Genomic DNA, 24,174 nt, shown 5'->3' with positions numbered 1-24,174 from the left:
CGTCTTCACTCGGTGAACTCGGCGCGCACCTCGGCCCGCTGGTCCCCTGCGGGCACCCCGTCGGGTCCGTCGATCGAATTCGCGTAGACAGCCGTGCCGTAGGCGACGGCGGCGGCCGCCGCGGCGAACGCGTCGCGGTCGATGCCGGCCAGGGTGTCCTCGGGGGTGTGGTAGTTCGGGTCGAAGGGCTGGTCGGCGGTGCCACCCCACAGGTCGGCCTGTTCGGGGGTCTTGACGTCGTCGGCGCCGGTGAACACCCCGCCCGCGGGGATGCCGAAGGCGACGAACGGACCGTAATCGGAACGGCCGTCGAAATCCGTTCCGCCGACCTCGATTCCGCGTTCGTCGAAGAACTGCGCGAAGGTCCGTTCGATTCCCGCCGAGCCCTCCGGTCCGGGTCCTTCACCGACGGCGTCGGAGTCGTCGCCGTCGAACACCAGATATCCGGCGTTGGGCGAGCCGAGCATGTCGAAGTTCAGGTACAGGGCGATGTCGAGTCGTTCCTCGTCGGACAGCGACTCGACGTACCTCGTGGAGCCGACCAGTCCGACCTCCTCGGCGCCCCAGAACGCGAACCGCACGGCGTTGGTCACGCCCGGCTCGCTGCCGAGTTGCAGCGCGGTCTCGAGGACGGCGGCGACGCCGGTTCCGTTGTCGTTGATCCCCGGTCCTTCGGGGACGCTGTCGAGGTGCGCGCCGACGACGACCACGTCGTCGGTCGAGCCGGTGCGCGTCTGCGCGATCACGTTGCGCGACTTCCGGTCCTCGGTGCGGGTCTGGAGTGTCACCGTCACGGTGGTCGCGGCGGACAGGCGCTCGGCGTCGGCCCCGGCCACGCCTCCGACCGGGATGCGGGGGGTCGATTCCGCCCCGAGACCGGCGGCGGCGAGCGGGCCGTCCTCGTTGTTGGCGACGAGCAGCGCGGCCGCTCCCCGTTCGGCGGCGACCTGCTCCTTGACGGCGAAGGTGCACACGCCGCGATCGACGATCACCACCGCGCCGGTCGCGTCGATGCCGTCGTAGTCGGTGGCCTCGCAGCCGGGGGTGTCGTCGGGGGCGATGCGCACGACGCGCGCGGTGAGCCCCTCCGGTCCCGTCGACGGCGACATGCCGAGTGCGCTCACGCCCATCGGCTCCCCGTCGACGGTGAGCTGCTCGTTCTCGACGGCGAACAGGGTCGTGTCGAACTCCGGTGTCTGCACGTCGAATCCGGCGTCGCGCAGGGCTCCGGCGACGTAGTCGACGCTCGCGTCGTAGCCGGGGGTTCCGAGCGAACGGTTTCCGTCGTTCTCGCCGGCGATCCGTTCGAGTTCCGTCAGGTGCGTCATGACGGCATCGAGTTGCACGGCGTCGGCGAGCGCCGTCGGGTCGACGGGCGGCGCCTCCACCTCCGCCTCCGAGCATCCCGCCGTCAGCAGTACACCGGCGGCGATCAGGGCCGCTCCCCGCATGCCGTATCTCGTCTGCGCCCACGCCATCGACCGAGCGTACACAAAAGCACTGCGCCGCACGGGGAAAGCGTGCGGCGCAGTGTGCGGAGGCAGAGCCTGCGGCGTGTCGAGGTAGTACCTCAGGCGTGTCGAGACAGTACCTCAGGCGTCGCGGCGGTTGACCACCACGAGTGAGGCCGCGAACACCAGGAACGAGAAGGCCGCGAAGTACAGGAGCGATCCCCATGGACCCCAGTGGAATTCGATTCCCTGCCCGATACCCAGGAAGTTGTTCGCGTTCGCGAACGGCAGGAACGGCTGGATCTCGCGGCCCACCGAACCGAACAGCGCGAACAACGACTCGAGCAGCAGCGGCCACAGCATCAGCAGCGCGATCGTGCCGGCCGACTGCCGCAGCAGCGTGCCCACACCGACCGCGAGGAAGACGCACAGGAACGCGTAGATCGCGGTGCCGTAGACCGCGCGCCACGCCGTGTCGCCGCTGAGGACGAGCTCGCGACCTGCGTCGGGCCCGGCCAGTGCCTTCGCGAGGTAGAAGGCACCGAACGAGACCGCGAGTGTCAGCACCGCGCCCAGCACACCGATGAGCAGGGCCTTCATCGTCAGGAGCAGGGTGCGGTTCGGGGTGGCCTGGAAGGTCGTGCGGATGACCCCGAAACGGTATTCGCTGGTGACCGACAGTGCCGCGAGGATCATGAGCACCAGCACACCGAAGCCGGTGACGCCGCTGACCGCGACGTCCACGGTCGGATAGAACCGTCCCAGTTCGTCGTCCATCCCGGCCGACGCGCGGGAGACCGACCCGAGGATCGCGGCCAGACCCAGACCGAGGGCGACGATGACGAGGGTGCACCACAGCGGTGACTGCACCGACGTGAGCTTGATCCGTTCGGCCCGCAGGGTGTCGAGCGCCGTACTCATCACAGTCCACCCTTCATGACGTCGTCGACTCCGGATCCGTGGTATTCGACCTCGCCACCGGTGAGTTTCATGAACGCTTCCTCGAGCGACGCGTTGCGGCCCGCGAGTTCGTGCAGCACGATCGACCGGGTCGCAGCGAGTTCGCCGATCTCCGCCGCCGGAGCGCCCGAGACGTGCAGGGCACCGTCGTTCTCCCGCACAGTGTGCCCGCGTTCGGTGAGCGCGGTGCGCAGCTCGTCGAGTTGCGGGCTGCGCACGACGACGAACGAGTCGGACGCGCGGTCGACGAACGCCTTCACCGAGGTGTCGGCGATGAGCCGTCCACGGCCGATGACGATGAGATGTTCGGCGGTCTGCGCCATCTCCGAGAGCAGGTGGCTGGACACGAGCACCGTGCGGCCTTCCGTGGCGAGCGCCTGCATGAACCTCCGGATCCACACGATGCCCTCGGGGTCGAGGCCGTTGACCGGTTCGTCGAACAGCAGCACGCGCGGGTTGCCGAGCAGTGCGGCGGCGAGACCGAGTCGCTGCGACATGCCGAGCGAGAAGCCGCCGGCGCGCTTGCCCGCGACCTCCGTCAGTCCCACCTGGCGCAGAACCTCGTCGACACGCGAGGCAGGCAGACCGTTCGACGCGGCCAGCCAGGCGAGATGCGACCGCGCCGACCGGTTGGGATGCACCCACTTCGCGTCGAGCAACGCCCCGACGGTGGTGAGCGGCCGTGTCAGCTCGCTGTACGGCTTCCCTTCGATCAGTGCGGTTCCCGAGGTCGGCCGGTCCAGCCCCAGGATCATGCGCATCGTGGTGGACTTCCCCGCGCCGTTGGGGCCGAGGAAGCCGGTGACGATGCCGGGACGGACCGTGAACGTCAGGTCGTCGACCGCGGTCGTGGACCCGAAGGTCTTGGTCAAGCCGGTCACTTCGATCATGCGCACCACCCTACGTGCGGCTCCGGCGAGCGCATCCGATCACACTCCCCGGAGCCGCACGCGGTGCGTCAGGGGACGAAGACCTCGGTGGTGACCGGGATGCTCGGTCGCTCGGTACGCATCGTCAGGGCGACGCGGCCGGGCCCGGGGAACACGTGCATGAACAACGGCCGGGTGCTCGTGTGGAAGGCCGGCACGAAGCGGGTCTCCGTACCGCGGGCACCGGTGTCGAGGTTGTGCCAGTCGAAAGCGACGGTGACGTCGCAGTTCAGGATGCTCGGCGTCCACTCGCCGAGAAGCGAGTAGCCCTGCGTGATCCGCAGTTCGATCCCGTGGGTGGCACCCGGCGCCGAGGAGTACTCGTAGAGCGGGCCGTCGAAGGCGGTTCCACCGGCGCGCACGATGCCGGCGCAGATGCCGTCGCCCAATGTCAGCACGGGTGGCGTGGACAACTCCGTCGTCGCGCACGACCTCGGTCCGGTGTTCGACCAGCCCATCTGACACGGTTCCTGGGCGCCCGCGACACCCGGCGCCGCGACGGCGACGACAGTGCCCATGAGCCCGGCAGCGGCGGCAGCGAGAATTCTGTGTGCAACTGTCATGCCCGGGGATCGTACAGACCGATCGGTAACCCGTCGCGCGACAATCGGAAAACCCCTGAACACCAAGGTGCTCAGGGGTTTCCCGCACCGGTCACGGCTCCATCGGCGAAGACGCCTGGGCCCAGAAGCGTTTCGGGATCCGGCCGGCGTGCCGGGCACGGAATCCCGCTTCGACGGCGCGACGCATCGCCGACGCCATCAGCGCCGGATCCTTCGCGCGGGTGACGGCGGTCGCGAGCAGCACGGCGTCGCAACCGAGTTCCATCGCGAGCGCCGCGTCGGAGGCGGTTCCGATTCCCGCGTCGAGGATCACCGGCACACCCGCAGCCTCGACGATCATCTCGATGTGGTGCGGGTTCGAGATACCGAGGCCGGTCCCGATCGGCGAGCCGAGCGGCATCACCGCGGCACAACCGACGTCCTCGAGGCGCCGCGCGAGGACGGGATCGTCGGTCGTGTACGGCAGGACGACGAAGCCGTCGTCGACGAGTTGTTCGGCCGCGGAGACGAGTTCGATGGCGTCGGGCAGCAGCGTCCGTTCGTCGGCGATGACCTCGAGTTTCACCCAGTCGGTCTCCAGCGCTTCCCGCCCGAGCTGCGCGGTCAGCACGGCTTCCTTCGCGCCGCGGCACCCGGCAGTGTTCGGCAGCGGTTCGATGCCGAGGCGGCGCAGCAGGTCGAGGACACCGGTTCCGGAGGCCGCGTCGACGCGGCGCATCGCGACGGTGGTCAGTTCGGTGCCCGACGCGACGAGGGCCTCCTCGAGCACGGCCAGGTTCGCCGCGCCACCGGTGCCGGTGATCAGCCGCGACCCGAAGGTGCGGCCGGCGATGGTCAGCTGCGGCAGGTCGGCGCCGCGATCGTGTGTGTCAGCCACCCTGGACCGCCGTGAGGATCTCGATGCTCGCTCCGCGTGTGACCGGCTCCGACCAGCGGCCGCGCGGGCACACGACACCGTCGACGGCGACCGCGATGCCCTTCTCGGGCAGACCGAGCTCGTTCAGCAGTTGTGACACGGTCGGGGCCGCGTCGTAGTACTTGTCCTCACCGTTGACGGTGATGCCCACGGATACGTTCGTCATCACACACTCGCTTCCGTAATTCGTCCAGGACAGGCGTACTGCGCGTCGGCCAGCGACCGCCCACCGAGTTCGGCGAGCACCGCGTCGACGGTGAGCGGCGTGAGCAGCACACCGTTGCGGCCGTGGCCGGTCGCGGCGACGACACGATCGGAGAGCCGGCCGATCAGCGGCAGGTTGTCGGGGGTCATCGGGCGCAGGCCCGCGCTCGCCTCGAACAGTTCGTACTCGCCGAGCGCAGGAAAGATCTTCTCGGCGTCGGCGATCAGATCGCGCACCCCGGCCACCGTGACCTGTGTGTCGGACGCCTCGTACTGTGTGGCGCCCACGACGAGGCCGTCGTGGCGGGGCACCAGATAGGCGGGGCGTCCGTGGACACTCGCGCGCACGGTGCGCTGCGGCGGCGGAGTCGCGCCCGGCCGCACCCGCAGGCGCAGGATCTCGCCCTTGACCGGACGGACCGGAAGGCCCGGCCACAGTCGCGCCGACGCCGAGCCGGCGGCGAGCACCACCTGATCGTCGGGAAGGTCGGCGAGATCGTGGACGGCGGCGTCGGAGAAACGCACCCCGGCCGCGGTGGCCGCGACGCGCAGGGCGTCGACGAGCGTACGGTTGTCGACCGACGACTCGGTGGGCGCGAGCAGTCCGAGACGCACCTTCGGGCCGAGCGACGGTTCGAACTCCCGGATCTCCGCACGGGAGAGCAGACGCATCTCGTGCCCTCGCTCCCCGACCCATTCGGCGACGGTCCGCAAGTCGGCCGCGTCCGCCGCGTCGAGCGCGACGGTCAGCGACTCCTCGGCGGTGAACACGTCGACGCCGGTCTCCGCGCGCAGTGCATCCGCGAATCCGGGCCAGCGGTCGAGCGAGGCCGCACCCAGGGACAGCACGTGGTCCTCACCGGGCCAGCCCTCGGACAGCGGGGCCAGCATCCCGCCGGCCACCCACGAGGCGCCACTGCCGGGATTCGGGTCGTGCACGGTCACGCTGTGCCCCGAGCGGGCCGCGCGCCATGCGATCGACAGCCCGATCACTCCGCCACCCACGACGGCCACAGTTGCCATTGGTCCACCTCACTCCCTGCGCCGGCATGATCCGGGTCAGGTCATAACGGTCGGGGCCGGCAGGCCCCCTCTCAGCCCCGCGAACCTCGGGACTCCCGTGTCGTCACTTTCTGCTTAGAGGCTACCGTCTTGGTCGTGACCACCTATCGCGGCAACCATCCCGACCCGCGCGGCCGCCTCGCGACCGCCCGGTTGTATCTGTGCACCGACGCTCGCCGGGACACCGGCGACCTCGCACGGTTCGTCGAGGAGGCCCTCGCCGGTGGGGTCGACATCGTCCAGTTGCGCGACAAGGACTCGGCCGGCGAGAAGAAGTTCGGACGCCTCGAGGCACGCGAGGAACTCGCCGCCCTCGAGATCATCGGCGAGGCGTGTGCACGCCACGGTGCGCTCCTGGCCGTGAACGACCGCGCCGACGTCGCGCTCGCGTCGGGCGCCGACATCCTGCATCTCGGTCAGGGCGACCTGCCGGTGCGGCACGCGCGGCAGATCCTCGGCGACGAGATCGTCATCGGCCGCTCGACGTCGAGCCGCGCGCAGGCTGCGCTCGCCGACATCGAGGAGGGCGTCGACTACTTCGCATCCGGGCCGGTGTGGGACACACCGACCAAGCCGGGACGGACCGCAGCGGGGCTGGAGGTGACGCGCGAGGTCACGCAGTCGCAGCCGGCACGGCCGTGGTTCGCGATCGGCGGCATCGATCTCGAGCGACTCCCCGAGGTGCTCGACGCCGGTGCCACGCGGGTCGCGGTGGTCCGGGCGATCACGAAGGCATCCGATCCGCGGGCAGCCGCGGCGGCGCTGAAGGCCGCACTCCCGACCTGAGGCGTTACAGCCAGCCCAGCACGGCCGAGGGCGACATCGCGATCGTGCCCTCGGGCAACCGTGCGCGCAGACCGCGATCCGCGGTGACCACGACCGTCACACCGGGGTCGACCACGGCCGTGGCGGTGGCGAGCCGTGCCAGCTCGTCGTCGCCGCTGCCGTCCGCGCTGTGCACCGGGATCCGGACGTCGTCGATCGTCGCGTCGCGGGCACGCCCTTCGAGGACCGCTTCGACGCGGGGGACCCAGCCGAACGTCCCGTCGGGAATTTCGACGGTGCGGGGCAGGACCGCGGCGAGGTCGGCGAGCAGGGCGCTCGTCGCGCCGGGGCGGTCGCGCCACCATCCGGTGGGGCCGCTCGCTCCGAGCACGTTCGCGGTGTCGAGCAGCATGCGTACCGGTGAGGTGCGCAGCGACGGCCACGCCTCGGCGAAGCCGCTGTGCAGCGGCATCGCCTCGACCTCCGGTTCGGGCACCCAGCGCAGTTCGGTGCTCTCCTGGTTGAGACTGGTCACGAGAGTTTCGGTGGCGTCGGCGACGACGGTGGTGTAGGTCCATCCGCCCGCGAGGCCGGAGGTGACGCGTTCGGCGCGTACCGTCACGGCCGCGAGATCGATGCCGGCCTCCTCGTGGGCCTCCCGCACGGCGGCGTCGACGGTGCTCTCGTGCGAGTCGCGCGCTCCACCGGGAAGTGCCCACGTCCCGCCCTGGTGCGACCATGCCGCCCGATGCTGCAGGAGAACCGCGGGGCGACCGTCCGCGAGCGGAGCGCGCAGCAGCAGACCTGCGGCGCCGTGCCGTCCCCAGCGCTTCTCGCCGTCCGGTCCGACCGCCCAGCCGTCACCGTCTCCACGCATTGCGTCCGCCTCTCCGACCCGCCCTCGCCCGGACCTGTGCCCGGTACCGGATCCCCGCCGTCCGTGGACGGCAACAATACCGCCGGGCTGCTTATATGCTCCCCTCAGACCGCTCGACACGAGGAAGGGAGTGCCCGGTGGACGTACGGATCACCCCTCCCTTCGCTCCTGTCGAGAGGCACATCCGCGACGACGCCGATACGGACACTCCGGACGCCCGGTTCGACGACGCTCGTGCCCTGCTCCGGTCCACGCCGGTCCGGTTGGTGGTCCTCGGGGTGGTGCTCACCGTGCTGCTCGTCGCCTCGGCAGCGGTCTCCGCAACGATGGTGTCCGGCAGGCAGGCCACCCACGATCGTCTCCTCGCGTCCATCGAGCCGCTCGCCAGCGCGGCCCAGAATCTCTACAGCGCGCTGTCGGTGGCCGACGCCGCCGCCGTGACGGGCTTCATCTCGGGCGGACTCGAACCGGAGGCGGTGCGCAGTCGCTACATCCGGGCGACCAACGAGGCCGCGGAATACCTCGTCATCGCGGCGACCGGCCTGACCGATGCCGACCGCGAGACCGCGCACAACCTGACGGAGATCGGGCGGCTGCTGCCCGTCTACACGGGTCTCATCGAGACGGCTCGCACCAACAACCGCACCGGGCATCCGGTCGGCGCCGCATATCTCGGCGAGGCCTCGCACCTGATGCAGACCGAACTGCTCCCCGCCGCGCAGGAACTGCACACGCGCGGCGTCGCCGCGGTCGAGGACACCCAGCGCGACGCGGTGCGACCGCCCTGGCTCGCGATCGGATTGCTCCTCGTCACGGTCGCTGCCCTGTGCGTGGCGCACGCCGTCGTGAGCCGCCGCAGTCGTCGCACCCTCAATCCCGGAATCCTCGTCGCGATCGGCGCGACCGGCGCGCTGCTGTGCTGGTTGCTCGTCGCGGGCCTGGCCTCGTCGAGTGCCACCGAACGCGCCATCGAGCGCGGTGCGGCACCGCTCGCCGATCTCACCGAGGGCCGGATCCTCGCCCAGCAGTCGCGTACCGCCGAGACCCTGCTGATCGCCCGGCGCGACACGACCGGCGCGTACGACGACACCTTCGAGACCAACATGGCGCGGCTCGGCGACATCCTCGACGAGTACGGTCGCGATTCCGCCCTCGAGGCGGGCGCCGAGGCAGTGGAGACCGCCCGGTCGGCGCACGACGCATGGATCAACTCGCATGCACGCATGGTCGACGCCCTCGTCCGCGGCGACTACGCAGCGGCCTCGGTCCTCGCGGTCGGTGCAGGTCCCGGCGAGTCCACCGCCCGGTTCGTCGCTCTCGATGCGGCCCTGACGGAAGGAATCGACGACACCCGCACCGAACTGCGCGACAACGAGTTCCGCGCCTCCCGCACCCTCGCCGGCCTCGCACCGATGTCGGTGGTGCTGCTGACGGTGGCGCTGGTCGGCGTGTGGGTCGGTCTCCGGCCCCGGTTGAAGGAGTACCAGTGAGAGAGCGCGTTCTCGTCGCGGGCCTGTGCGTCGTCGCCGCACTCGCCGGCGGGTGCGCGACCGACCCCCCACCGCGCGCCCCCGGCCTCCAAGGGACGACGACCTCTCTCCCGCTTCCCGAGAACGCGCGGATGCTCGAGTCGTCGGTGGCCACACCGCCCGCCCCCGACTGCGGCGATCCCACCGCCTCGCTTCCCCCGGATCCGAACGCCACCGGACCTGCGATCGATCGGATCCGCACGCGCGGCCGGCTGATCGTCGGCCTCGACACCGGCAGCAACCTCATGAGCTACCGCGACACCGCGACCGGGCGCATCACCGGTTTCGACGTCGACATCGCACGTGAGCTCGCCCGCGACCTCCTGGGCGATCCCGACCTCGTCGACTACCGCATCCTGTCGTCGGCCGAGCGCGAGAAGGCGCTGCAGGACTCCACCGTCGACATCGTCGCGAAGACCATGAGCATCACGTGCGCCCGACGCGAGAAGGTCGACTTCTCCACCGAGTACTTCCGAGCCCAGCAGCGCGTGCTCGTCGTCCGGGGATCCGGCATCCGCTCCGCCGCCGATCTCGCCGGCCGGCGCGTGTGCATCGTCGAGGGCACCACCTCGCTGCTCCGGATGCGAGAAGTGCAGCCGTCGGCGTCGATCCTCACCGTGCCGTCGTGGGCCGACTGCCTCGTCGTCCTCCAGCAACAGCAGGTCGACGCCGTGAGCACCGACGACACGATCCTCGCCGGACTCGCCTCACAGGACCCCTATCTCGAACTCGTCGGCCCCTCCCTGGGATCGGAGCCGTACGGAATCGGAATCCGGCTGGGCAGCGACGAGCTCGTACGCTTCGTCAACGCCACCCTCGAACGGATCCGCTCCGACGGGACGTGGACGGCGCTGTACGAGAAGTACCTGCGGGTGCTCGGTCCCACTCCGTCACCCCCGACACCGAACTACCGGAAGTGACGGCCATGTCCGACGAACCCGAACCGGCCGATACCCCGTCGGCCGATTCCGGCCCCGCCACCGAACGCGGCCCCGGCCCCGTCCCCGCCACGCGGCCCGACTCCACCCAGCGCTCGTCGATCTGGTCCGGCTCGTCCTCCCAGCGTTCGTCCTCCCAACGTTCGTCGAACCGCCGCATCCGGCCGCGCGGAACCCAGCGTCGCCGCATCGCCGGCCTCGTCGACGTGCCGGTCCCCACCACGAAGGATCCGGTCGACGCCGTCCTCCGCGATCCTCACGTCTCCGAAGGCAAGAGGTTCTGCGCGAAGTGCGGACAATCGGTGGGACGCAGCACCCCGTCGGGGCCGGGTCCCACAGAAGGTGATTGCCCCCAGTGCGGAACACATTTCCAGTTCACTCCGGCCCTGCACCGCGGGGACCTCGTCGCCGGGCAGTACGAGGTGCAGGGTTGTCTCGCCCACGGCGGACTGGGATGGATCTACCTCGCGATCGACCGCAACGTGAGCGACCGCTGGGTAGTGCTGAAGGGCCTGCTGCAGGGCGGCGACGCCGAGGCCCAGGCGGTCGCGGTGGCCGAACGCCAGTTCCTGGCCGAGGTCAGCCATCCGAGCATCGTGCAGATCTACAACTTCGTCGAGCACCCCTCACCCGACGGCACCCCGATGGGATACATCGTCATGGAGTACCTGGGTGGTCACACCCTGCGTACCGTGCTCGACAACTATCCCCCACCGAACCGCATCCCCGTCGAGCAGGCCATCGCATACATGCTCGAAGTGCTACCGGCACTGCAGTATCTGCACGACATCGGACTGGTCTACAACGACCTCAAGCCCGAGAACATCATGGTCACCGACGAGCAGATCGAACTCATCGACCTCGGCGCCGTCTCCGCGATCGAGGGATACGGCTATCTGTACGGGACGCCGGGATATCAAGCACCCGAGATCGTCCGGACCGGGCCGACGGTCGCGAGCGACATCTACACGGTCGGACGCACACTCGCGGTGCTCACCCTCGACATGCCCTCGGACAAAGGCCGTTACCGCGACGGTCTGCCCACCCCCGAGCAGGCTCCCCTGCTCGACGAGTTCGACTCCTTCCACCGCCTGCTCCTGCGGGCCACGAACCCCGATCCGCAGCAGCGCTTCTCGTCCGCCGACGAATTGCACGGACAGCTCACCGGTGTGCTGCGCGAGATCCTGTCGAAGAAACTCGGCACCGAACACCCCGGACTGTCCCGGCTGTTCAGCCCGCCCCGCACGACCTTCGGCACCGACGAGGCACTCGTCCCCACCGACGTGTACGCCGACGGGATCGAGCGCGACCCCAAACTGCGGGGCCAGGATGTCGCGGCGGCACTGCCCGTCCCCCTGCTCGACCCCAACGATCCGAGTGCCGCGCTCCTCGCCGCCGCGGTGCACAGCGAACCGCAGCAGACCCTCGACTCGCTCCGGCACGCGCGCGAGAACGGGGTCGGGCGGGTCGTCGGAGCATCCGACGTGTCGTTCTCCAAGGAGATCACCCTCGCCGAGGTCCGCGCCCATCTCGATCTCGGGCAGGTCGACAGCGCGGTGGAGATCCTCACCCGCCTCGAGCGCGAGTTCGGCGACGACTGGCGCATGGACTGGTACGCCGGCATCGCCGAACTGCTGCAGGACGACTACGAGGCAGCGTTCACCCGGTTCGACAAGGCGCTGCACGCGCTTCCGGGTGAGATCGCCCCGAAGATCGCACTCGGGGCCACCGCCGAACTGACGCTGCAGCATTGGGAGAGCGACGACCCCGACGCGTGGCGACGCTTCTGCGAGCAGTCCTACCGGGTCGTGTGGCGCACCGATCACGCCGTCGTCAGCGCGGCCTTCGGGTTGGCACGCCAGCTCACCGCCCGCGACGAGATCCGCGCCGCCGTGGACGTGCTCGACGAGGTCCCCACGACCTCCCGGCACCACAGTGCCGCGACCATGACCGCCGCGCTGATCCTGTTACGAGGCGGTCGCGTCGAGGAGATCTCCGAGGCGGATCTGCGCGAGGCCGCGCACCGGATCGCGTCGCTGCCTCCCGACGAGGGTCGCGCCCTGCAGATGCGCGCACTGGTCCTCGGGACAGCGCTCGAATGGGTGCGCAGTGGACGGGCATCGAGTCGCGAGTACGACCGCATCCTCGACGTACCGTTCACCGAGAAGGGACTCCGCCTGGGCACCGAGGCGGCGCTGCGGCAATTGGCGCGCAACGCCCCTTCCCGCACACACCGCTACACCCTCGTCGACCTCGCGAACGCGATCCGGCCGCGCAGTTCGACCTGATCAGAAGTCAGCGCCGGGCGAACTGCACGGCCGCGCGGGCGATGGCGAGTTCCTCGTTCGTGGGGATCACGAGAACCTCCACCTGCGACGAGTCGGCCGAGATCCGGCGTTCCCCGTCGTCGTCGGCAGTGTTGCGCGCATCGTCGACGACGATGCCGAGCCGGTCGAGGCCGGAGAGGCTGTCGCGCCGGACGTCGACGTTGTTCTCCCCCACCCCACCGGTGAACACGATCGCGTCGACGCCGCCGAGCTCGAAGGTGTAGGCGCCCACGTACTTCCGGATGCGATGCACGTAGACTTCGTACGCGAGTCGCGCGTCCTCGTCGCCCTCGCCGACGAGCTTCAGCAGAGCCCGGAAGTCGTTGACACCCGACAGCCCCTTCAGGCCCGAATGCCGGTTGAGCAGGTCGTCGATGGCGTCGACCTTCAACCCGGCCGCCCGGTTGAGGTGCATGACGACACCCGGATCGATGTCGCCGCTGCGCGTGCCCATGACGAGACCCTCGAGCGGGGTCAGTCCCATCGAGGTGTCGATCGGGCTCCCACCTGCGACCGCCGACGCCGACGCACCGTTACCCAGATGGAGCACAACCAGATTCAGGTCCGCGATGTCGCGTCCGAGGAACTCCGCGGCACGCCCCGACACGTATTCGTGTGAAGTACCGTGGAATCCGTACCGCCGGATGTCGTGCTTGTGGGCGATGTCGCGGTCGATCGCATAGGTCGCCGCGTGCGGCGGAAGACCGTGGAAGAAGGCGGTGTCGAAGACACCCACATGGGGGATGTCGGGCAGTTCCTCCCGCGCGACCTCCATTCCCACGACGTTCGCCGGATTGTGGAGGGGCGCAAGGATCGACAATTCGTCGACGGCGCGGACCACGTCGTCGTCGATCAGGGTCGGTTCGTAGAAGACCTTGCCGCCGTGCACGAGTCGGTGTCCGACGGCGACGATGCCCACCTCGTGCAGCGGACGGCCCAGCCCTTCGAGCATCTCCAGTACCGCACGCAGTCCGGTCCGGTGGTCGGCGATGGCGTCGTTGCGTTCGTCCGCCCCCGCCGTGTGGTGGAAGACGATCCGGCCCTCCGGTTCCCCGATCCGCTCGATCAGTCCGTGCGCCAGCGACTTTCCGCTCTCCGGTTCGATCAGCTGGAACTTGATCGACGACGATCCGGAGTTGAGGACCAGGACGGTGCCTGCGGTGACCGGGTTCGGGCTGCTCACGCGTCTTCCTCCTGCGCCTGGATCGCGGTGATGGCGATGGTGTTGACGATGTCCTGGATCAAGGCGCCCCGCGAGAGGTCGTTGACCGGCTTGTTCAGGCCTTGCAGGACGGGTCCGACGGCGACGGCACCGGCGCTGCGCTGCACGGCCTTGTAGGTGTTGTTGCCGGTGTTCAGGTCCGGGAAGATGAACACCGTGGCGCGTCCGGCGACGTCGGAGTCGGGCAGCTTCGCGCTCGCGACCGTCGGTTCGATCGCCGCGTCGTACTGGATCGGACCTTCCACCGGCAGGTCGGGTCGCCGCTCCCGCACCAACGTCGTGGCCGCGCGGACCTTGTCGACGTCGGCACCCGAACCGGATTCGCCGGTGGAGTACGACAGCATCGCGACCCTCGGGTCGATGCCGAACCGGGCGGCGGTCGCGGCGGACGAAATCGCGATGTCGGCGAGCTGGTCGGCGGTCGGGTCGGGGACGACGGCGCAGTCGCCGTACGCGAGGACACGGTCGGCGAGGCACATCAGGAAGATGCTCGACACCGTGGAGACGCCCGGTTCGGTCTTGATGATCTCGAGGGCGGGGCGGATCGTGTGGGCGGTGGTGTGGGCCGCGCCCGAAACCATGCCGTCGGCCAGTCCCAGGTGCACCATCATCGTGCCGAAATATGAGATGTCGCGCATGATCTCGCGTGCACGTTCGACGGTCATGCCCTTGTGGGCACGCAGCCGCGCGTACTCCTCCGCGAACCGGTCGGCGTGCTCGGAAGTGCGCGGGTCGAGGATCTGCGCCTGCGACAGGTCCACCCCGAGTTCCGACGCCCGCTGGCGGACGGCTGCCTCGTCGCCGAGGATCGTCAGCTTCGCGATGCCACGCTGGAGCACGCGTCCGGCGGCTCGAAGGATGCGGTCGTCCTCGCCCTCGGGCAACACGATGTGCCGCTGCTGGGCCCGCGCGCGGTCGATGAGCTGGTATTCGAACATCTGCGGGGTGGTCACGGACGGTCGCGGCAGTCGCAACCGGTCGAGCAGAGAACGGGAATCGACGTGTCGTTCCATGAGCGCGAGTGCCGTGTCGATCTTGCGCTGTGCGCCGAGGGCCATGCGGCCTCGGGTGCGGTCGGCAGCCGAGGCGGTGTCGAAGGTGCCGAGTTCGGTGGTGAGTATCGGCAGCGACGGCTTCAAGGCCGTGACGAGCTGCGCGATCATCGGGTGCGGCAGCAGGCCCCCGTTCATGATGATGCCGGCGAGCGTCGGGAATCCTTCGGCGGCATTGGCATTGACCAGCGCGAGGATGACGTCGGAGCGGTCGGCGGGAGCGATGACGACGACGCCGTCGGTGAGCCGCTCGAGAATCCGTTCGGCGGTCATGCCACCGACCATGATCCGCAGCGCTTCCCGCTGCAGCAGGTCGGGGTCACCGCTGTAGAGCTCGCCTCCGATCGCGGTCTGCAGCTCGGCCATCGTCGGCGCGACCAGTGCGGGCACCTCCGGGAGCGTCCACACCGGTTCGGTGCGGTCGCCGAGAGCCCGGGCGATCTCGTCGAGTGCATGGGGGTCGCAGCGGTTCACTACCACCGCGCCGAGATGCGCGTGCTGTCCCGCGAGCTCGTTCGCACACACACCGGCGAGCTGGGCGATCTCCGAGGGCGTGCGGCGGGAGCCGCGCAGGACGAGCAGTACCGGGGCGTCGAGGTTCGCCGCGATGCGGGCGTTGTACGACAGTTCGCTGGGGTTGGCGATCTCGGTGTAGTCGCTGCCGACGATGACGACGGCGTCGCAGCGGTCCGCCACCGCGTGGTACTTGCCGACGATGTCGCTGAGCGCGGCGTCCGGGTCGTCGTGGACGTCGTCGTACGTGACGCCGATGCAGTCCTCGTAGGCGAGGTCGACGGTGGTGTGTTCGAGCAACAGTTCGAGGATGTAGTCGATGTCGCTGTCGGAGCGCGCGATGGGACGGAAGACACCGACGCGGGCGGTGGACGCGCACAGCGTCTGCAGCACGCCCAGGGCGACCGTCGACTTCCCGGTGTCCCCTTCCGGAGCTGCGATGTAGATGCTCGAGACGGACCCTGCAGCAGCACTCATGGATTCCACCCTAACTGCAAACTTTGCTCCGTCCCGCGTACCCGCGCACACGCCCGGCCGGCGGTGTCCGGCCGGGCATGGGAGTCGCGGGATGTCAGGACTGGGTCTGCAGCACGCGCGGGGTGTCGGGCTGCTCGGTGCCGCTCCTACTCAGCGGAGAAGCGGCACCTTGCGGGTCGGACGTCAGGTGAGTGCGCGCAGGCGCGGGGCGAGGTCGCGCTCGAACAACTCCAGGAACCGCTTCTGATCATGACCCGGCGCATGGAACACCAGATGATTCAACCCCGCATCGACATACGCCCTGACCTGCTCGACCGCCTCGTCCGGATCCGACGCCACGATCCACCGCTTGGCGACCTGCTCGATCGGCAACGCATCCGCCGCCGCCTCCATCTCCATCGGATCATCGATCGAATGCTTCTGCTCCGGCGTGAGCGACAACGGCGCCCAGAACCGGGTGTTCTCCAACGCCTTGTCCGGATCGGTGTCGTACGAGATCTTGATCTCGATCATCTTGTCGATCCCCGCCACATCCCGCTCCGCCTTCTCCGCCCCCTCGGCGACGGCCGGCAACAGCTTGTCGGTGTAGAGCTCCATGCCCTTGCCGGAGGTGCAGATGAACCCGTCCCCCGCGCGTCCGGCATAGCGAGCCACGACCGGACCGCCGGCGGCGACGTAGACCGGGATGCCGCCTTCGGGCACGTCGTAGATCGACGCGCCCTTGGTGGTGTAGTACTCGCCCTCGAAATCGACCCGGTCTCCGCGCCACAACTCGCGCATCAACCGCACCGATTCACGCAGCCGGGCGAAGCGTTCCTTGAACTCCGGCCACTGGCCGGCGTAGCCGGTGGCGATCTCGTTGAGTGCTTCACCGGTGCCGACCCCGAGGAAGATCCGTCCCGGATACAGACACCCCATCGTCGCGAAGGCCTGCGCGATCACCGCCGGGTTGTACCGGAACGTCGGCGTGAGCACACTCGTGCCCAGCTGCAACCTTTCGGTGCGCTCCCCCACAGCGGTCATCCACGCCAACGAGAACGGCGCATGCCCACCGTTGTGCCGCCACGGCTGGAAATGATCCGACACCGTCGCCGAATCCATCCCGTGCGCCTCGGCCAACACACCCAACTCCACCAGCTCGCGCGGCCCGAACTGCTCTGCCGACGCCTTGTATCCCAACTTCAAACCCTGAGCCACAGATTCCTCCGACCGTTCGCGTTCCGATGTCCCCGAGTATGCCCACCGGACGCTCGTCGTCGGTCGAGACCGACGTTGTGTTCGAAATTCACCGAAGAATCGCACACAACACCGGTCTCGACAGGTCACCCGAGGGCACCGGCGCGGTGCAACGCGCGTCGCACCCTTTCGACGAGGACTCGAGGTCGCCGATACAGCAGGTCGGCGCCGACACGCACCACGGTCCAACCGAGCTCCGACAGCAACGCATAGCGGTCGATGTCGATGGTCCGCTGTACTCGATCGGTCCAGTGCTGCGCACCGTCGTACTCGACGAGGACCCTCCACTGCTTCCAGCCCATGTCCGCGCGTGCCACGAACCGCCCACCGTCGTAGATCTCGATCTGCGTCTCCGGCACGGGCAGACCGGATCGGACGATCAGCAGCCGCGTGTGCGTCTCCGGTGGTGACGCGGCACCTCCGTCGACGAGCTCGAGAACCTTCCGTACGGACGCGAGGTGCCGAGCGCCCTTGTTCCGAGCGGCCACCGCTTCGATCTCGTGGACCTTCGTTCCGGTCGCATTGCAGAGCGCGTCCACCATTTCGACGCACCGATCGAGGTCCGCACCGCGCGCGAGGTCGAAGGCCGTTCGGGCCGGTATCGTCACCGTCATTCCGTCGACGACGCAGGATTCGATGTCGTCGACGCTGCGAACGATGATGCCCGGCGTCGAGTGCAGTTTTCCGGGTCGCACCATCTCCGCCGGCAACGACGCGTCGAGCCAACGGGTCCCGTGCACGGCGGCTGCGGATGGTCCGGCCAGTACCCCGGCGCCTCCGGTCCACAACCAGGCGGCCTTCGCGCGTAGCAGCGCGGTCGCTTCGACTCCCGGAGCGACGTACACATTGCGATGAAGCTTCACGAAGTGGTGCCGAAGTTGATACCGCGTCACCGATCCGGCCGCCAGTGCATCGGTGCCGGCGAACGGTTCGTGGAAGTCGACCATGAGCGCGAGCGTGCCCGGTCTCCTGCGTTCCCGGTACCCCGAATCCGCCGTCTGTGGAGAACTTTCGACGTTATCCCCAGACGCGCCGAATCGAGACCGGTGTTGTTGTCGATTTCTCGCGAGTTATCGACAACAACACCGGTCTCGACCAACGATCACGCGGCGCGGACCCGCGCCAATCCCCATTCGCGGGCCAGGAGTTCATAGGAACGCAGGCGGTCCTCGTGGCCGTGGGTGACCGAGGTGACGACGAGTTCGTCGGCGTCCGTTACTCGGCGGAGGGTGTCGAGACGCTCCGCCACCGTGCTCGGCGCCCCCACGAACTGGGTGACGATGCGGTCGTCGACGAGGGCTCGCTCCTCGTCGGTCAGCGGCGGGGTGGTCTCTGGGTCCGGGTACGGGATCGCGCCGTGGCCCGAGCGGATGCTGTGCGTCCAATGCCCGTAGGTCGGCGCCAACTCGCGTGTGGTGGCGTCGTCGTCGGCGACCACCGCGTCGGCCGAGACCACCACGTAGGGCTTCCTCAGGATCGGCGACGGACGGAACGCCGACCGGTACGCCTCGACCGCTTCGACTGTCGTGCCCGGGTGGACGTGCTCACGGCGACGTCCTGTGGGCGGGAGCCATCGGAATGGGCCTTTCGAAGTACCGCTATGATGACACCGGTGCGAAGTACCGCCGTGACACCGCTGCGAAGTACCGCGGCACAGGTCGATGTGCAGGCGGCACCACGAGGCGCGCTCGGTCCAGCGGGTCATGCTCGTTCCTCCATCGATCCCGGCGGTAGCACCCGCACCCGCGTACGGGGGGTTGCTGCGACGTCGTAGAGCCAGGTCTCTCGGTCGCTCTGGATGGTCGCGGCTCAAGCTACGGAGTGCGGCACGCCGCGGAAAGGCTTTCTCTCACCGTGGCGGAAATCCGTTCCTCGTCGAGACCGATGTCGATGTCGACGTGGTGCCCCGACATCGACAACAAGGTCGGTTTCGGCACGCCGTAGACTCGCCTCGGTGACCCCGCTCGAACTCTTCCTCGTCGCATTGGCCGGGCTCGGCGCCGGAGCGATCAACTCCCTCGTCGGATCCGGCACTCTCATCACCTTCCCGACGCTCGTCGCGTTCGGTGTGCCCCCGGTGACCGCGACGATGTCCAACGCGATCGGCCTGGTCGCTGGAGGTGTGTCAGGCACCTGGGGGTATCGGCGCGAGCTGCGCGGGCAATGGGAGCGGCTGCGATGGCAGATCCCGGCGTCGTTCTGCGGGGCACTGGTAGGAGCGTGGCTCCTGCTCCACCTGCCTGAGACCGTCTTCGAGACGGTCGTACCCATCCTGCTCCTCCTGGCCCTTATCCTCGTCGTGTTCCAGCCGAAGATCCAGGCGTGGGTGGCCCGCAGAACCGGCGGCGACGCCGACGGCCACCTCGGACCGGTGCGGATGACACTGCTCGTCGTCGGCACTTTCGCCGTCGGCATCTACGGCGGCTATTTCACGGCGGCGCAGGGCATTCTGCTCATGGGTTTGTTCGGAGCGTTGCTGCACGACCACATCCAGCGACAGAACGCGGTGAAGAATCTGCTGTCGCTGGTGGTGAACGTCGTGGCAGCGTGCGCGTACATCCTGGTGGCGTTCGACCGGATCGACTGGACCGTGGCCGCACTGATCGCGGTGGGTTCTTTGATCGGTGGCTATCTCGGCTCGCACTACGGCCGACGCCTGTCGCCGGTCGCGCTGCGGGCGGTGATCGTCGTGGTGGGGCTGATCGGTCTTTACCGACTGCTCGCCTGACGCACCACTTTCCGGAATTCACCTCTGCCGGGGTTGTCCGCAGCGTTACGAGCAGAACAGGTATCAATCCGATTTCAGAGAAATGGGAATCCCCGCCACCACGAGAGTTGCCGACTCACTGGCCTCCGCGACCCGCGCATTGAGCCGGCCGAGCATGTCGCGGAACAATCGGCCCGAAGAGGTCGCGGGCACCACTCCGCTACCGACCTCGTTGCTCACGGCGACCACCGGCACCGCACACTTCCGCCACGCCGCGATCAACTCGTCCACATCGGAGTGGACAGGGTCGAGGTCGCCACCATCCCAGACACCGTGGATGTCGAGCCGTGCCGTCAACCACGTTCCGAGACAATCGATCAGCAGCGGTTCCGTAGCGGTGCACAGCACCTCGGCGACATCGACCGTCTCCACCGTCGACCATGAACCGGGACGTCTTTCCCGGTGCAGTGCAACACGTTCCGCCCACTCCGCGTCACCCTCTCGTGTCCCGCCGGTGGCGACGTAGGTGACGGACGGGCAGGACGCGAGTAGTTCCTCGGCGTGCCGCGACTTGCCCGACCGCACTCCCCCGAGAACCAGCGTCCGATGCGGCACGACCGGAGTCCCTTCACCCACGTGGACCACCTCACCATCACGACCGGGACGAGCATCCACCTGCTGCAGACGATTCCGCAGTTCGTCGATGGGCGGATTGTGGTGGCCCAGATGCACTGCGACCACCTCGGTGTTCTCGGTGACGGCACCGACACCGCGCAGACCATCCACCATCGCGCCGAACTCGGGCAGGCCGAGGTGACCCTCGGACAGTTCGGAACGGTCGCCGAAGGTTTCCTCGAGGAATACCGCGTCGAACCGGGCGTCGCGCACGGCCTCGAACCACTCGGCGAGCCACATCCCGGTGTCGCACGCCCACAGCAACCGCGACCCGCCCGGGCCCGACAGGTCGTACAGCACCGCGTCGCCGGCGCGGAAGACCTTGTGCCGTGCGGGAAGAACGCGCACCGAGTAGTCGCCGACGGTGAGCGAGTCCCCCGGCTCGACCGGAACGAAACGCACCGGCGCGTCGGGAGCCACCCAGGGTCTACAGGTGTCGAGCGCGTCGGCGGGACCTATCACATCGAGTTCGACGCCGGCGGCCACCCACGACCGGAACAACAATGCCTGCGGGCCCAGATGATCTGCATGGGCGTGGGTCAGGAGGATATGCCGCACCTGCGCCAGCGACCTGCCGTGCCGCACGGCCGCGCGGGGCGCCTCAGGACCGCAGTCGAGCATCAGCACATCGTCGACGAGTGCCGCGGTCTGCCCGCGGATCTCGCCGCGACGCGCGGCATCCGCGCAGGATGCACACGTGCAGAACGGGTTCGGCCACCCGTCCGCCGCGCCGGTTCCCAGGAGCACGACCTCCATCAGCGGTCCTTCGTGCTGTCGCGGAGCGGGAGGACGGCGCGACCCGCCGGGCGGTCGAGGATCTCGACGCGGGCGCCGTAGACCTGCGCGATGCGTTCGGCGGTGAGGACGTCGTCGGGCGCTCCGTCGGCGACGACGTGCCCGCGATCGAGCAGTACGAGCCGTTCCCCGTATTGGGCGGCGGAGGTCAGGTCGTGCATCGCGGCGATGACGGTGAGGTCGCCTTCGGTGCGCATCGAATCGACGAGTTCGAGTACCTGCTGCTGGTGTCCGATGTCGAGTGCGCTGGTGGGTTCGTCGAGGAGCAGCACCCGCGGTTGCTGGGCGAGAGCGCGTGCGAGCACGACGCGCTGCAGCTCACCGCCGGACAGTTCGGTCGCGAGTCGCGGTGCGAACGCTTCGAGCTCGAGCCGTTCTACGATCCGGTCCACCACCTCGCGGTCGTGCGCGGTCTCGGATCCGAAGCGCGGGATGTGCGGGGTGCGGCCGAGATGGATCAGTTCCCTGACGGTGACACCTTCCGGCACCACGGGGCGTTGCGGCATCAGCGCGACCGCGCGTGCCATGCCCCGACGTCCGGCGCGCCCCGGCACGATGTCGGCGACCTGCAGGTGACCGGTGGCCGGCACGAGACCGGCGAGGACGTGCAGCAGGGTGGTCTTGCCCGACCCGTTGGGCCCGACCAGCGATAGCCAGGAGCCGGCGGTGACGTTCAGGTCGATCCCGTGCAGCACCTCGACGCCACCGCGTTCGGCGCTGAGCTGCCGGCACGACACCGTCATGGTCGGGGTGGTGAGAACATCGCTCTTCATCGGACACCTCGGCTCCGTCTGAGCACGACGAGGAAGAAGGGCGCCCCGATCGCCGCGGTGACGACACCGATCGGCAGTTCGGCGGGCGACATGACGGTGCGGGCCAGGACGTCCGCGAGGACGAGGAAGGACGCACCCACCAGCAGCGACAGCGGCAGCAGGAGACGGTGGCCGGGTCCGGCGAGCAGCCGGACCGCGTGGGGGACGACGATGCCGACGAACCCGATGAGACCGCTCGCCGAGACGACGGCCGCGGTTCCGAGGGTCGCGACGCAGACGAGCAGCACCCGCACGCGCGCCGGGTTGATCCCGAGGCTCGCGGCTTCGACGTCGCCGACCGCCATGACATCGAGTGTGCGCCGATGCAGCGCGATGATCGCGACGGTGACCACGACGTACGGCAGGACCACGACGACGTCGGACCAACCGTCGGTGGACAGGCGGCCGAGCATCCACGAGTACACCTGCCGCAGGGTGTCGTCGTGCAGCTGCATGAAGAACGTCTGGATCGCGTTGGCGAAGGCCGCGACGGCGACACCGGCGAGGATGATGACGACTTCCGAGCGGCTGCCGCCGACGGTGCGGCCGAGCGAATACGTCGCGCCGACGGCGAGCAGGCCCCCGGCGAAGGCCGCGATCGGGACACCGGCGAACCCGGCCGCGCCGCCCACGACGATGGCGAGGGTGGCACCGAGACCGGCGCCGCTGGAGACCCCGAGCAGATAGGGATCGGCGAGCGGATTGCGGAAGACCCCTTGGTAGGCCGCACCGGCGATGGCCAGCATCGCACCGACCAGCACCCCGAGCACGACGCGCGGCATCCGGATGTTCCACAGGATCGCCTGCTGACGCGTGCTCAACCCGGAGTCGACGTCGACGAGCGGCAGGCGGTCGGCGATGTCGAGCAGCACCCCGCCCGGGGTGAGACCGGCGGGCCCGACGAGGATCCCGACCAGCATCGCGGCGAACAGGGCGAGCACGGCGCCGGTCAGCACGAGCACGTTGCGCGGCAGTACCCGCGCACCACCGGGTGGCAGTGCGCGGGTGTTGCCTCGCGACACGGAGATCAAGGCGTGGGCTGGGCCGCGGGGATGGTGCCGACGATCCGGGCGACCTCACGCATCAGGTCCACGACGCGCGGCCCCCAGCGACTGGCGATGTCCTCGTCGAGGACGTAGACCTGGCCGTCCCGGACAGCGGTGAGCTCGCCCCATCCGGCACGTTCCGCGACGACCTCGGGCGTGACGCCGCAGCACTGGCCGTCGGCCAGGAAGATCACGTCGGGGTTCTGTTCGAGGACGTACTCGGCGGACAGCTGCGGGTAGCCGTCGCCGCCGGTCGCGATCGAGGTCAGCCCCAGCATCGAGTAGATCTCGCCGATGTAGGTGTCGTCGGTGACGGTGTAGAAGGTGTTGTCGAGCTCGTGGTAGTAGGTCAGCGGGGTCTCCCGTTCGGGGAGGCCGGCGAGAATCTCGTCGATGTCCGTCTTCATCTGCGCCACGAGTTCGGCGGCGTCGCCGACATGTCCGGTGACGGCTCCCAGCTGCTCGATCTGGGCGTAGGTGTCGTCCAGGTTCTCGGCCGCGGGAAGGATCAGCGTCTCGACACCGGCCTGTTCGAGTCCCGCAACGAGATCGGCGGTATCGGCGTTGGCGACGACCAGGTCGGGTTCGTAACCGAGGATCGCCTCGACGTTGGGGGTGTACCCCGACAGATCGGTGACGGGCGCGTCGGCCGGATAATCGGATCGGTCGTCGACCGCGACCACCTGGTCGCCGGCACCGACGGCGTAGAGCATCTCCGTGCTGGTGGGGCTCAGCGACACGATGGCCTGCGGGACGTCCGCGGAGGTGGTGTCGGTGTCACCGGACGGTGACGAATCGTCGCTGCTCGAGCACCCTGCGGCGAGGAGCGCGAAAGCGGTCAGTCCGGCGGCGAGCAGCCGTCGGTGGTTGTCGAGTGGCACAGCCATCCTCCGTTGTTCGGAGGACGAAAACAGCACGGCTGCAACAGGCGGTTGCGGCACGCCACCGTCCTTCGTCCGAGGACCAGTACGTACGGACCCTCCGCGCCGGCCGACCTGGCTCACCCCGTATCGGGACTTACAGTTGCGGGACAGCGCCGGAATCTCACCGGCTTCACCGAAAACGCAGCGGGTGCCCTACCGGATCGGCAGGACACCCGCAGCGTAGCTCACGGCGTC

21 protein-coding genes, 1 pseudogene and 3 riboswitches are annotated in these 24,174 nt (G+C 69.0%); of the genes and pseudogenes, 5 read left to right on the top strand and 17 right to left on the bottom strand.

The window, feature by feature from the left end; genetic code table 11:
- Positions 1–5: 5 nt before the first annotated feature.
- The 7 genes from ACQR3U_RS05455 to thiO form a co-directional block, all read right to left on the bottom strand.
- Positions 6–1,478 carry a M20/M25/M40 family metallo-hydrolase gene (locus ACQR3U_RS05455; protein WP_230809914.1) on the bottom strand — a complete coding sequence of 491 codons (1,473 nt, stop codon included), beginning with the start codon at positions 1,476–1,478 and terminating at the stop codon, positions 6–8.
- A gap of 114 nt (positions 1,479–1,592) precedes the next feature.
- On the bottom strand, positions 1,593–2,372 hold the full coding sequence (locus ACQR3U_RS05450) for an ABC transporter permease (RefSeq protein WP_006553652.1): 780 nt from the start codon (positions 2,370–2,372) through the stop codon (positions 1,593–1,595).
- Positions 2,372–3,301, bottom strand: coding sequence for an ATP-binding cassette domain-containing protein (locus ACQR3U_RS05445; protein ID WP_039585666.1), 930 nt, complete (start codon positions 3,299–3,301; stop codon positions 2,372–2,374). The genes ACQR3U_RS05450 and ACQR3U_RS05445 overlap by 1 nt, the downstream gene beginning before the upstream one ends.
- A gap of 68 nt (positions 3,302–3,369) precedes the next feature.
- Positions 3,370–3,903 (bottom strand): hypothetical protein, encoded by a 534-nt coding sequence (locus tag ACQR3U_RS05440; protein ID WP_230809913.1) that lies wholly within the window; start codon positions 3,901–3,903, stop codon positions 3,370–3,372.
- A 91-nt stretch (positions 3,904–3,994) separates the two neighbouring features.
- Complete coding sequence (locus ACQR3U_RS05435) at positions 3,995–4,780, bottom strand: thiazole synthase (RefSeq protein WP_033096180.1); 786 nt, start codon at positions 4,778–4,780, stop codon at positions 3,995–3,997.
- Positions 4,773–4,985 carry a sulfur carrier protein ThiS gene (gene thiS / locus ACQR3U_RS05430; protein WP_006553656.1) on the bottom strand — a complete coding sequence of 71 codons (213 nt, stop codon included), beginning with the start codon at positions 4,983–4,985 and terminating at the stop codon, positions 4,773–4,775. Before thiS ends, ACQR3U_RS05435 begins: the two co-directional genes overlap by 8 nt.
- On the bottom strand, positions 4,985–6,046 hold the full coding sequence (gene thiO / locus ACQR3U_RS05425; RefSeq protein WP_230809912.1) for a glycine oxidase ThiO: 1,062 nt from the start codon (positions 6,044–6,046) through the stop codon (positions 4,985–4,987). Before thiO ends, thiS begins: the two co-directional genes overlap by 1 nt.
- Positions 6,043–6,155: riboswitch (TPP riboswitch) on the bottom strand. (Overlaps the previous gene by 4 nt.)
- A 26-nt stretch (positions 6,156–6,181) precedes the next feature.
- Between thiO and thiE the strand changes: the two genes are divergently transcribed.
- Entirely contained in the window at positions 6,182–6,871 is a 690-nt protein-coding gene (thiE, locus tag ACQR3U_RS05420) for a thiamine phosphate synthase (protein WP_230809911.1), read from the top strand.
- A gap of 4 nt (positions 6,872–6,875) precedes the next feature.
- On the opposite strand, the gene ACQR3U_RS05415 is transcribed toward thiE, so the two are convergent.
- On the bottom strand, positions 6,876–7,727 hold the full coding sequence (locus ACQR3U_RS05415) for an NUDIX hydrolase (protein ID WP_217579533.1): 852 nt from the start codon (positions 7,725–7,727) through the stop codon (positions 6,876–6,878).
- 137 nt (positions 7,728–7,864) lie between these two features.
- On the opposite strand from ACQR3U_RS05415, the gene ACQR3U_RS05410 reads away from it, so the two are divergent.
- The 3 genes from ACQR3U_RS05410 to ACQR3U_RS05400 are packed head-to-tail and all read left to right on the top strand — an operon-like array spanning position 7,865 to position 12,482.
- A complete protein-coding gene (locus ACQR3U_RS05410; protein ID WP_230809910.1) occupies positions 7,865–9,217 on the top strand; it encodes a hypothetical protein in 1,353 nt (450 codons plus the stop codon).
- Entirely contained in the window at positions 9,214–10,176 is a 963-nt protein-coding gene (locus tag ACQR3U_RS05405; protein ID WP_019291099.1) for a glutamate ABC transporter substrate-binding protein, read from the top strand. Before ACQR3U_RS05410 ends, ACQR3U_RS05405 begins: the two co-directional genes overlap by 4 nt.
- Before the next feature lie 5 nt (positions 10,177–10,181).
- Entirely contained in the window at positions 10,182–12,482 is a 2,301-nt protein-coding gene (locus tag ACQR3U_RS05400; protein ID WP_230809909.1) for a serine/threonine-protein kinase, read from the top strand.
- Positions 12,483–12,489: 7 nt separating this feature from the next.
- Here the strand turns inward: ACQR3U_RS05400 and ACQR3U_RS05395 are convergent, their stop codons facing one another.
- The 5 genes and pseudogenes from ACQR3U_RS05395 to ACQR3U_RS05375 all read right to left on the bottom strand — a co-directional run.
- Positions 12,490–13,704 (bottom strand): acetate/propionate family kinase, encoded by a 1,215-nt coding sequence (locus ACQR3U_RS05395; protein WP_006553664.1) that lies wholly within the window; start codon positions 13,702–13,704, stop codon positions 12,490–12,492.
- Complete coding sequence (pta, locus tag ACQR3U_RS05390) at positions 13,701–15,785, bottom strand: phosphate acetyltransferase (RefSeq protein ID WP_006553665.1); 2,085 nt, start codon at positions 15,783–15,785, stop codon at positions 13,701–13,703. The genes ACQR3U_RS05395 and pta overlap by 4 nt, the downstream gene beginning before the upstream one ends.
- Positions 15,786–15,968: 183 nt before the next feature.
- Positions 15,969–16,982: a glucose-6-phosphate dehydrogenase (coenzyme-F420) gene (fgd, locus tag ACQR3U_RS05385; protein WP_094980111.1), complete on the bottom strand. Its 1,014-nt coding sequence runs from the start codon at positions 16,980–16,982 to the stop codon at positions 15,969–15,971.
- Positions 16,983–17,107: 125 nt separating this feature from the next.
- Complete coding sequence (locus tag ACQR3U_RS05380; protein ID WP_006552921.1) at positions 17,108–17,968, bottom strand: DUF559 domain-containing protein; 861 nt, start codon at positions 17,966–17,968, stop codon at positions 17,108–17,110.
- Between the two features lie 155 nt (positions 17,969–18,123).
- A pseudogene (locus tag ACQR3U_RS05375) lies at positions 18,124–18,564 on the bottom strand (LLM class flavin-dependent oxidoreductase); the annotation flags it as partial.
- Positions 18,565–18,733: 169 nt separating this feature from the next.
- Positions 18,734–18,826, bottom strand: a riboswitch (SAM riboswitch).
- A gap of 149 nt (positions 18,827–18,975) precedes the next feature.
- Between ACQR3U_RS05375 and ACQR3U_RS05370 the strand changes: the two are divergent.
- Positions 18,976–19,749, top strand: a complete 774-nt coding sequence (locus tag ACQR3U_RS05370; protein ID WP_217579529.1) for a sulfite exporter TauE/SafE family protein — start codon at positions 18,976–18,978, stop codon at positions 19,747–19,749.
- A gap of 63 nt (positions 19,750–19,812) precedes the next feature.
- Here the strand turns inward: ACQR3U_RS05370 and ACQR3U_RS05365 are convergent, their stop codons facing one another.
- The 4 genes from ACQR3U_RS05365 to ACQR3U_RS05350 form a co-directional block, all read right to left on the bottom strand.
- The gene (locus ACQR3U_RS05365) at positions 19,813–21,159 is read right to left on the bottom strand and encodes a bifunctional adenosylcobinamide kinase/adenosylcobinamide-phosphate guanylyltransferase (protein WP_230809908.1); all 1,347 of its coding nucleotides are present in this window, start codon (positions 21,157–21,159) and stop codon (positions 19,813–19,815) included.
- On the bottom strand, positions 21,159–21,971 hold the full coding sequence (locus tag ACQR3U_RS05360) for an ABC transporter ATP-binding protein (RefSeq protein ID WP_372477530.1): 813 nt from the start codon (positions 21,969–21,971) through the stop codon (positions 21,159–21,161). The genes ACQR3U_RS05365 and ACQR3U_RS05360 overlap by 1 nt, the downstream gene beginning before the upstream one ends.
- The gene (locus tag ACQR3U_RS05355) at positions 21,968–22,930 is read right to left on the bottom strand and encodes a FecCD family ABC transporter permease (RefSeq protein ID WP_230810010.1); all 963 of its coding nucleotides are present in this window, start codon (positions 22,928–22,930) and stop codon (positions 21,968–21,970) included. Before ACQR3U_RS05355 ends, ACQR3U_RS05360 begins: the two co-directional genes overlap by 4 nt.
- 107 nt (positions 22,931–23,037) lie before the next feature.
- Positions 23,038–23,943: an ABC transporter substrate-binding protein gene (locus ACQR3U_RS05350; RefSeq protein WP_230809907.1), complete on the bottom strand. Its 906-nt coding sequence runs from the start codon at positions 23,941–23,943 to the stop codon at positions 23,038–23,040.
- 84 nt (positions 23,944–24,027) lie between these two features.
- Positions 24,028–24,155: riboswitch (cobalamin riboswitch) on the bottom strand.
- Between the last annotated feature and the right edge of the window lie 19 nt (positions 24,156–24,174).

Origin of the sequence: Rhodococcus sp. IEGM1339 (assembly GCF_050321925.1) — a bacterium.
Taxonomy (GTDB): Bacteria; Actinomycetota; Actinomycetes; order Mycobacteriales; family Mycobacteriaceae; genus Rhodococcus; species Rhodococcus pyridinivorans.
Note: the sequence above shows the minus strand (reverse complement) of the source record. Positions and strands in the feature narration are given on the sequence as shown.